Source organism: uncultured Parabacteroides sp. (assembly GCF_905196875.1).
Lineage (GTDB): Bacteria > Bacteroidota > Bacteroidia > Bacteroidales > Tannerellaceae > Parabacteroides.
Window position 1 is genome coordinate 20019 of record NZ_CAJJWO010000064.1, and the last position, 9316, is coordinate 29334.

6 protein-coding genes and 1 pseudogene are annotated in these 9316 nt (G+C 43.6%); 2 read left to right on the forward strand and 5 right to left on the reverse strand.

All coding sequences use genetic code 11. The features are described 5' to 3' along the window. Window positions 1-9 precede the first annotated feature (9 nt). The 5 genes from trmB to QZ076_RS17255 all read right to left on the reverse strand — a co-directional run bounded on the left by trmB (window position 10) and on the right by QZ076_RS17255 (window position 6049). On the reverse strand, window positions 10-768 hold the full coding sequence (trmB, locus tag QZ076_RS17235) for a tRNA (guanosine(46)-N7)-methyltransferase TrmB (protein WP_293715217.1): 759 nt from the start codon (window positions 766-768) through the stop codon (window positions 10-12). Continuing rightward, the gene (locus tag QZ076_RS17240) at window positions 755-1474 is read right to left on the reverse strand and encodes a LytTR family DNA-binding domain-containing protein (protein WP_293715220.1); all 720 of its coding nucleotides are present in this window, start codon (window positions 1472-1474) and stop codon (window positions 755-757) included. Before QZ076_RS17240 ends, trmB begins: the two co-directional genes overlap by 14 nt. Beyond that, entirely contained in the window at window positions 1471-2535 is a 1065-nt protein-coding gene (locus QZ076_RS17245) for a histidine kinase (RefSeq protein ID WP_293715223.1), read from the reverse strand. The genes QZ076_RS17240 and QZ076_RS17245 overlap by 4 nt, the downstream gene beginning before the upstream one ends. Beyond that, entirely contained in the window at window positions 2525-3607 is a 1083-nt protein-coding gene (locus QZ076_RS17250; protein ID WP_293715226.1) for a histidine kinase, read from the reverse strand. Before QZ076_RS17250 ends, QZ076_RS17245 begins: the two co-directional genes overlap by 11 nt. A gap of 63 nt (window positions 3608-3670) precedes the next feature. Next, the gene (locus tag QZ076_RS17255; protein WP_293715230.1) at window positions 3671-6049 is read right to left on the reverse strand and encodes a TonB-dependent receptor; all 2379 of its coding nucleotides are present in this window, start codon (window positions 6047-6049) and stop codon (window positions 3671-3673) included. Between the two features lie 186 nt (window positions 6050-6235). Between QZ076_RS17255 and QZ076_RS17260 the strand changes: the two are divergent. After that, window positions 6236-6343 (forward strand): annotated as a pseudogene (locus QZ076_RS17260) (porin family protein); the annotation flags it as partial. A 141-nt stretch (window positions 6344-6484) separates the two neighbouring features. Beyond that, window positions 6485-9124 carry a glycoside hydrolase family 78 protein gene (locus QZ076_RS17265; RefSeq protein WP_293715233.1) on the forward strand — a complete coding sequence of 880 codons (2640 nt, stop codon included), beginning with the start codon at window positions 6485-6487 and terminating at the stop codon, window positions 9122-9124. Window positions 9125-9316 lie beyond the last annotated feature (192 nt).

Consider the following 9316-nt stretch of genomic DNA (forward strand, 5'->3'; position numbering starts at 1 on the left):
TTGGTTGTCTTATTTGCCGGAAGCCAGTGCGCTGCGCTTGCTCCGGTTGAAACTGCGGTAAGGATCGAGTTCGATCTCTACGTCCGGTTCAATCAGTTCTTCTCTTTCCTCACAAACAAACTTGATGTATTTGATGTTCAGTCCTCGGTCAAGCCATTGTTGTTCGTAATAGGTTTTGATAGACAGGATATCGTCTACAAGGTCCGAATGATACAGGTCGTTATGACTGAACAATACGGGATATTTGTTGGCTTTCACCATTTCGCAGGTGTATGTGTACATGAAATTGCTGTCGGTCTTGAGGTGGATAATGCCGTCACCGGACAGTATTTCGCGGTACATCTTCATGAAGCGGGTGGATGTCAGGCGCTTGTTGACCTTTTTCATCTGCGGGTCAGGGAAGGTAAGCCATATTTCGGCAACCTCACCGGCAGCAAAGAAATGAGAGATCAGTTCGATACTGGTCCGGAGGAAAGCAACATTGGTCATTCCTGACTCGTAAGAGTCTTTGGCTCCGGTCCACATGCGTGCACCTTTGATGTCTACGCCGATAAAGTTCTTATCGGGAAACAACCGTGCCAGTCCCACTGTATATTCACCTTTACCGCAACCCAATTCAAGTACGATCGGATTGTCATTCTTGAAAAACTCCTTGTGCCAGTGTCCTTTCAACTCAAATCCTTTCTCTTGCAGAACGGCAAACGGATACTGGAAAACATGCGGATACTCCGCCATATCGTCAAACTTTGCTAACTTATTTTTTCCCATGGTGCAAAGATAATACAAATTCATCAAAGAAGATATCGCGGTAATTGTTGCCGATGGCTATTTCGTATTTGTCGATGTAGATATCGTTATTGTCGAAAGAGGCTATTTGTTGGGTGTTGACAATGTAAGAACGGTTTACTCGCAGGAATACTTTAGGAAGTAGTTCGTGTATCGCTTTCATGCTGGTTTTGGTGATGATGCGCTGCTCGGGAAGTTGAATAATTACATAATCTTTTAACCCCTCGATGAACAGTATATCCTTAAAATTGACTTTGAAGAAACGACGTTCGGACTTGACAAACATGAATTCGCTCTCCACGTTTTCGATATTTTCCTTTTCTTCCGTCAGTAGAAGCGCATGATATGATTTGGCTTTCTCTACTGCTTTTTGGAATCTTTCGGAGACAATCGGTTTCACCAGATAATCGACGGCATCCACTTCGTAACTGTCGATTGCATATTCAGCATAAGCGGTAGTGAATATCACGAGAGTACTTTTAGGAATGGTACGGGCGAATTCCAGTCCGGTCACTTTAGGCATGCGGATATCCAGAAAGATCAGGTCGACCGGGTGTTCTTCGATAAACCGGGCAGCCGAAGTGGCATTGTTGAAACTACCGGCCAGTGTCAGTCCTCCGGTTTCATTTATCAGCATCTCTACCGCTTCACGGGCCAGAGGTTCGTCGTCTACGATGATACAGTTCATAAGTCCAGGTGTAAATTAACGGTGTAACTTTGTTTATCTTCTATGATCTCTAGCGAATGGCGGCCGGGATACAGTAAATCCAATCGTCGCCTGATGTTTTTCAGGCCCAGTCCGCCGATACGGTTGTCTCTTTCTTCCTCTTCGGCAGGCTTCGAGTTTTCACACCGGAAGGTCAACCGGTTATCCTGCACATTGAAAGAAAGATATACAAACGAAGCATTCTTCCCGTCCGTATTATGTTTGACTGCATTTTCTACAAAAGGGATGAACAATAGAGGTGGTAGCCATACACTGTTGATATCGCCCTCTTTGGAAATGGTATAATTGAACTTATCCCGGCGAATCTTCTCCAGATTCAGGAAATCGCTCATAAAACGGATGTCAGAACTGAGTTGTATCCTGTCCTGGGCACTGTCGTTGAACTGGTAACGCAACAGGTCTTCCAATTTGAATAATACATCTGCTGCTTCATCACGTCCTTTCCTGATCAGTACATATACATTGTTCAACATATTAAACAGGAAGTGAGGATTGATCTGGCTTTTCAGGAATTTCAGCTCCGATTGCAGGGTGGTGGCTTCCAGTTCGCTGACACGCTGATTGTTACTGATCCAATGTTTAAAGAGCATCATAGCAGAAGAACCGGCAACCAACAAGCCACTGGATATCGTCGAAGACAGGATATTTAACCAAATTACCGACTGGCTGGAAGGCAGGTCCTCAAACCGTGTATCTTCGAAAAGAGTTTGGAGAGACCCTAATGTTACAATCGATACAAGAATCAGTGCAAATACCATGATCAGGTAAAGAAGCAGACGCCCTTTGAGCAGAAACCGCGGTACCAATACATAAGCATTTACATAAATGAGTATGTCGATGAGCAGGAAATAACCGATCCATGAACGGATACGTGCCGGAGTAATGATCAACTCGTCCGGCGTATCCCAGAATACGTTGATCGTGATAAGAAAAACGACCAGTTGCAACAGGAGATGCCTGTAAATCCTTTTCCGCGGACTTAACAGGAAATCAGATACTATATAATCTATATTATTTGCCATGTGTATTCAATTTTAATAGAATAGTATTTGTACCCTGATCTTTGTCCTGTGTAACGGATAATGAATAATTGTCCGGATAAAGAAGGTTGAAACGTGCTTTGAAGCCATCCAACTCTTTGATTGCCGGTGTATCGGTTTCGTCGAACCGGCAGATAATAGAAATCTGCTGCCCTTCCCGGCTTGCCTGCAAGAGTATAGATGGACGGTTTGTTTGCTTCCCGGTTCTTTTCAAAGCGTACTGAATGATCGGTACAAGCAGGAGGGGAGGAATAAGTACTCCCGTCAGTTCCGTTTCCGATACAATCCGATAATCGAATGAATCGGAATAGAACTTCTCCAATGCCAGGTAATTATTTAGAAAAGTGATTTCAGAATTTAATAATACCTTATCGCGTGCTCCATCATACAGTTGGTAACGTAATAACTGGCTTAACCGTAACACCATATCCGCCGCTTTCTCCGGTTCGCTTTTCGATAACACGGCAGTCCGGTTTAATGTATTGAATAATAACGATGGATTCACCTGTTCTTTCAGGTTATCCACTTCCGACTGTATCTGTTTCTTTTCCAGTAAGTTTACCCGTTGGCTTTCTATCATCCAATGTCTTAGTAATACGGTCATGGATATACCGGTGATACAGATCATGTTCAGCATGAAGTCTGACAAACTATCCAGGATACTGACCATATTGAAATAAGAGCTTCTGATCGGAGGAATACCGGATGAAGTAAATATCCAGTATTCCTGCACATACCGTATCAATATAAGCAGTAAGATGGAACTGGCGGAATAAATGATATAAGTCAGATACCTCTTTTTTAGCAATAATCTGGGTACGAGCAGATAGAGATGGAGATAACCGACTATAACATAGGAAATCAGTGTACTGAAACCTGCCAGGTAAACATAATTATCCAACAACTCAACTCTTGCTCCGTATGTATAGACGTTCTGGTTGAGTGATACTGCCGCTACTGCTACGAGCAACAGGATATGACGCGCTATTCTGTATCTGGAACTGACCAGAAGCTGATACAGGAAAGTTTGTTTATTAATAGGGTTGTCTGTCATATAGCGGCATCCTCTTTAAGTGTCCGAAATTACTATTTTATTTGTTACCAGTCTGTAAAACGGTTAAAATTCTAGTTTATAACTGATATTACTGATAGGAATACTTTGTCCGTTCCGCTCCATCACACCGGATTTCAGGTTGTAATGATAGCCGTAATATTCTTTAGTCCCCGTTACATTCAGTGCTTTGATTGCAAATTCATGCGCTACTTTCTTTTTATTTATTTTATAGCTGACGGTGAAGTTGGCGATGAACATGACCGGATATTGTTGTGAATAGGCGCGTGTCTCGTCATATTGCGCTTCCTTATCCGGATGAGTCAGGCTGGCTTCCGTATCGAGGGGAGAATAACGTTCTCCTCCCTGTAGGGTGAATTTTGCATTGGCACTCAGGATATTTTGTTTGTTTTTCCCTAACATCCACTCCTTTCCGATTAAGGTGTTGAGTATATACCGCCGGTTGAAGCGGGTATTATGCCAAACACCGTCTCCACCTTTGTATTTGGAATCAAAAACAGATGCCGTTATCAGATAATATAATCCTTTGCTCAGATACTTCTCCAGTGTGATGTCTACTCCGATGTTACGTCCTTTCCCCTTGTTGACCAGGGCTTCTTCCACATAAAACTCTCTTCGGTTGAGGACGGAATAGGAACTGTCGGCAATGACCGGAACATCATATAGGAACTGGACATAAGGCTCGACTTTGAGAAGCAAATTGTCGGATAACTTATAACCGAGTGTCAGCATCAGGTGATGGGCTTTCGTGAAATCGAGATCCTTATTAACTAACTCCTTGCCGGAACTTTTTGAGTTGACGAAATAGACATCCATCTTTTCCGTGCGGCTATGTAAGCCGTAGGCCAAGGCAAGCGAGGTACGGGCGGTGGGTGTCCATTTCATTCCCAGGCGTGGTTCCAGCGTCCAGCTATTGTTGAGCGTCAGTATCTGACTGTTCACCCCGGCGTTTATAGACAGTTGATTAGTTATCCCGAAAGCGGAACTGGTATAAACGGAGATCAGGTCGGTTTGTCCTTTCCCTTTGGACAGGGTATTTAGCGGGGCTGTTTCAAACGGAGCCAGGTTCATTCTCATATCATAGAACATCCGGGTATAGGTGAAACCTGTCTGGTTAGTATGCTGTGCGCTGAATTTCCGGTTGTAAGACGAGGTTAGAGTCAGGTTTGTGTTCTTGTTCTTTTGGTAGGTGAACGGAGTGAAGGTATGATCGGCGGCATAGGAATCTTCGGTTGCATTCATTTCGGAATAAGTGGCGGCCAAAGTCGTTTTCAGCATCGCATCGTTCGGAAAGAAATAGCGGTGGCTGATTCCTCCGGCTGCCATATATTGTTTGGCTGTTGATTTGAAGTTGTCGCGGGTATGTTCCCATTCCTGCGGATTCTCTTCGAAGTCACCTTCATATTTATCGATCAGGCTGGTTCCCCAAACAGAGAAAGTTCCGGCTTTACGTGTCGGGAAGTTGAATTTGAAATTCAGATCTTGGTAATCAAGCGTACCCCCCATGTCTAATCCCGGATAGATGCGGTTCAATAACCCGGTCGTGGAATACCGGTAGTTGAATATATAGGAGGCCTGATGCTTTTTGCTTAAAGGGCCTTCCGATGCTATATCCAGACCTAATACGCCTGCCTGGATCGTATTTTCCATTTTCCGGTTATTTCCGTTCCGCAGTTTCATGTCGAATACCCCGGATACCGTGTTCCCGTATTCCGCAGGAAACGCACCGGTGAAAAAGTCGGAATTACCCAGAACCTGGCTGCTGAGTGAAGAAAGGATACCGCCTCCCAATATCGAAATATCGGCAAAATGATTCGGATTGGGTATTTCCACATCTTCCATCCTCCATTGTAACAGATGGGGAGCATTCCCGTGGATGGATATCCCATTACTGGAAAGGTTGGCAGCTACACCGGCAAACGAACTGACCAGGCGTGCCGGATCATCCAGCCCACCGGCATAACGGCTGGCTTCTTCCACACTGAGCATACGGGCTCCGGTGACAGCCATCTTATTGAGAGGCTGTTCTTTGTTTATCTGCGGGCGGATAACGACTTCGCTTAATTCCTGAACATTCTCTTTCAGTGAGATATCCAGATAGACCTCCTTGGCGGAAGTGACAAGGACTTCCCGGAATATACCAGGTTCGTAACCTAAATAAGTAGCCTGTACATTATGTCTTCCTATTGGAATGCCGGATAATACAAACTGCCCCTTTTCATCTGTGGTGGTTCCTGTTCCGGGCATATCCGGAAGCATAATTGTCACATCCGGCATCGGGTGACCGGAGGCTTTGTCGATGACGGTTCCGCGTAGAGTTTGTGCGGGTTGGTTGTTTGCGGTTGGTTGGGCATAGCCACCGGATACAGACCAGATAAGCAGGAATAAAAAAGTGATTGTACGATACATATCTCTTTTGTTCATAACTTTTTTGTTTTATGATTATGCGGCGAAGATAGTCCTGTAAGAAAAGTGCTTTTGGGTTTGTAGACGGAAGTGCTTTTTTCGTATATAGAATTCTTATTACAGTCGACAAGGTCTTGTTTCGTTTCAGCAAAATAAAATAAGTTTACAATACGTCTATATAATAAGTTTGCATCGAAATTCAGTTTTCATGTGGCCTTGTATTACAGTTACGCCACTAACCAGACGGATTTACTGACCTATTCGATGAACGGGCAAAACAATCTGGGTTTCCGTGTGGGTATTTGCTTCTGATAGGTTCGATTAATCTATAACTATCGGCTCTTAGAGCTTTGATTGAAAAAGCGCATAAATGATACAAATTTGTCAAAAAGTAAACCAGTAAATAGTATTTTTATTTATTAATTTGCGGTATTACCATAAAATGACAAGCGGATGAAAAAGCTTATACTATTTATTACTGTTACTACTTTTCTTAGTTATTCCGGGGCAAACGGGCAGTCTGTTCGTTTGACCGACTTGCAGAGTGATCATCTTGAAACTCCGATAGGTATTGATAATCCGGCTCCTCGTCTTTCGTGGAAAATGGACGACACTCGTCAAGGGGCAAAACAAACATCTTATCGTGTGTTGGTGGATAAAGACTCGATGAAAGTTGTAAACGGAAATGGCGATATATGGGATACCGGAAAAATAAATTCCGGGGATATGTTGATAACTTATGCGGGTAAACAGCTTGAACCTTTTATTAAATATTACTGGAAAGTGATAGGTGGCGATCTGGAAAATAAGGAAATAACTTCACCTGTCAGCTCTTTTGAAATGGGGATGATGAATATAAGGAACTGGCAGGGAGCCTGGATAGGTGATGGAAAAGATGTGAACTATCAACCTGCTCCTTATTTCCGTAAGAAGTTTGCAGCAGGTAAAACAATAAAATCGGCACGAGCCTATATTGCCGCTGCCGGATTATATGAGTTATATATCAATGGGGAGAAAATAGGAGATCACCGCCTTGATCCGCTGTATACCCGTTTCGACCGACGTAACTTGTATGTAACTTACGATGTGACCAGTCAGCTTCAGAATGGGGATAATGCCATAGGTGTACTTCTTGGCAATGGATGGTATAATCATCAATCGAAAGCCGTATGGGATTTCGACCGGGCCCCCTGGCGTAACAGACCTGCTTTCTGTATGGATCTTCGTATCACTTATAATGATGGTAGTATGGAAACTATTCCTACCGATCTTAGTTGGAAAACATCTTCGGGTGCATTAGTTTTCAACAGTATCTATACCGGGGAACATTACGATGCACGTCTCGAACAGACAGGTTGGAATACTCCGGACTTTGATGACTCTAAATGGAATGGAGTTGGATATAGAGGCGTTCCTTCCCAAAATGTTACGGCACAACAAGCCCGTCCGATCCGGAATGTATTGACTCTCCCGGCGAAATCTGTCAACAAAATAGATGAAAAGACGTATGTTTTTGATTTTGGTCAGAATATGTCGGGTGTTACCCGGACAAAAGTATCGGGAGAAAGAGGAGCAGAAGTAAGGATTAAACATGGAGAGCGGCTTTTTGATAATGGGCGTATCGATATGTCCAACATTGATGTTTATTATCGGGGAGATAAGGAAAAAGATCCTTTCCAGACAGATATCTTGATCCTTAGCGGTGGTAATGATGAATTTATGGCGAAGTTCAACTACAAAGGCTTCCGTTATGTGGAAGTCACCAGCGATAAGCCGATCGAACTCAATCAAAACAGCCTGACTGCTTATTTCATGCACAGCGATGTCCCTTCTGTTGGGAATATTAATACTTCGAGCGAACTTGTCAATAAATTGTGGTGGGCAACCAATAACGCTTACCTGTCGAATTTGATGGGCTATCCGACCGACTGTCCGCAGCGTGAAAAGAACGGATGGACCGGAGACGGGCATTTTGCCATTGAAACGGCTTTGTATAATTTTGATGGAATCACCGTCTATGAGAAATGGCTGGCCGACCATCGCGACGAACAGCAACCCAACGGAGTACTCCCCGATATTATCCCGACAGGAGGATGGGGATACGGTACCGACAACGGGTTGGACTGGACAAGTACAATTGCCATTATCCCCTGGAACTTATATATGTTTTATGGCGATAGCAAACCACTGTCTGATTGTTATGAGAGTATTAAACGGTATGTCGATTATGTAGACCGTACAAGTCCTAACCATCTGACTACCTGGGGGCGTGGAGATTGGGTGCCAGTCAAATCCCAGTCCAATAAGGAACTTACCTCTTCTATCTATTTTTACGTGGATGCCAGGATACTGGCGAATGCCGCTAAATTGTTTGATAAAAAGGATGATTATGCCTATTATACAGCATTAGCCGAGAAAATCAAAAACGCGGTAAATGATAAATACCTGAATAAGGAGACTGGCATCTATGCGAATGGTAGCCAGACGGAATTAAGTGTTCCTTTGCAATGGAAAATAGTTCCTGACAATATGATAGCTAAAGTTGCACAAAATCTGGCAAAGAAAGTGGAAGAGGCAGGGTTTCATCTGGATGTCGGTGTATTGGGAGCAAAAGCGATCCTGAATGCGTTGAGTGAAAACGGATATCCGGAGGTTGCCTATAAAGTTGCGGCACAAGATACCTATCCGTCGTGGGGGTGGTGGATTGTCAACGGAGCAACAACCTTATTGGAGAACTGGGACCTAAAAGCCGAACGCGATATTTCGGATAATCATATGATGTTCGGGGAGATCGGCGGATGGTTCTATAAAGGGTTAGGAGGTATTTTTCCCGATCCGGAAGAGCCAGGATTCAAACATATATTACTACGTCCCAATTTTGTAAAAGAGTTGAAACATTTTGAGGCACAACATAATTCTCCTTACGGACGGATTATTTCGAAATGGGAGTGGAACAAGAAGAAGATCAAATATGAAGTGACTGTTCCTGCCAATAGCACGGCAACTCTTTATCTGCCGGATTATATAAAAGGTGACAAAGTCATCGAATTGGAATCAGGAAGGCATAATCTGGTTTTAACAGTATCGAAGTGACTCTGTTTCCCTCCGCAGGGAACTGCAATTTCCTCGGCAGGGAACTGGCGTTTCCTTAGGAGGAAACTGTAGTTTCCTGCTCGGGAAACAGATAGGAAACGACATAAAAAAAGAGATACCTCAGTGAGATATCTCTTTTTTTGCTCTTCCTCTTGGACTTGAACCAAGGACCCTCTGATTAACAGTCAGATG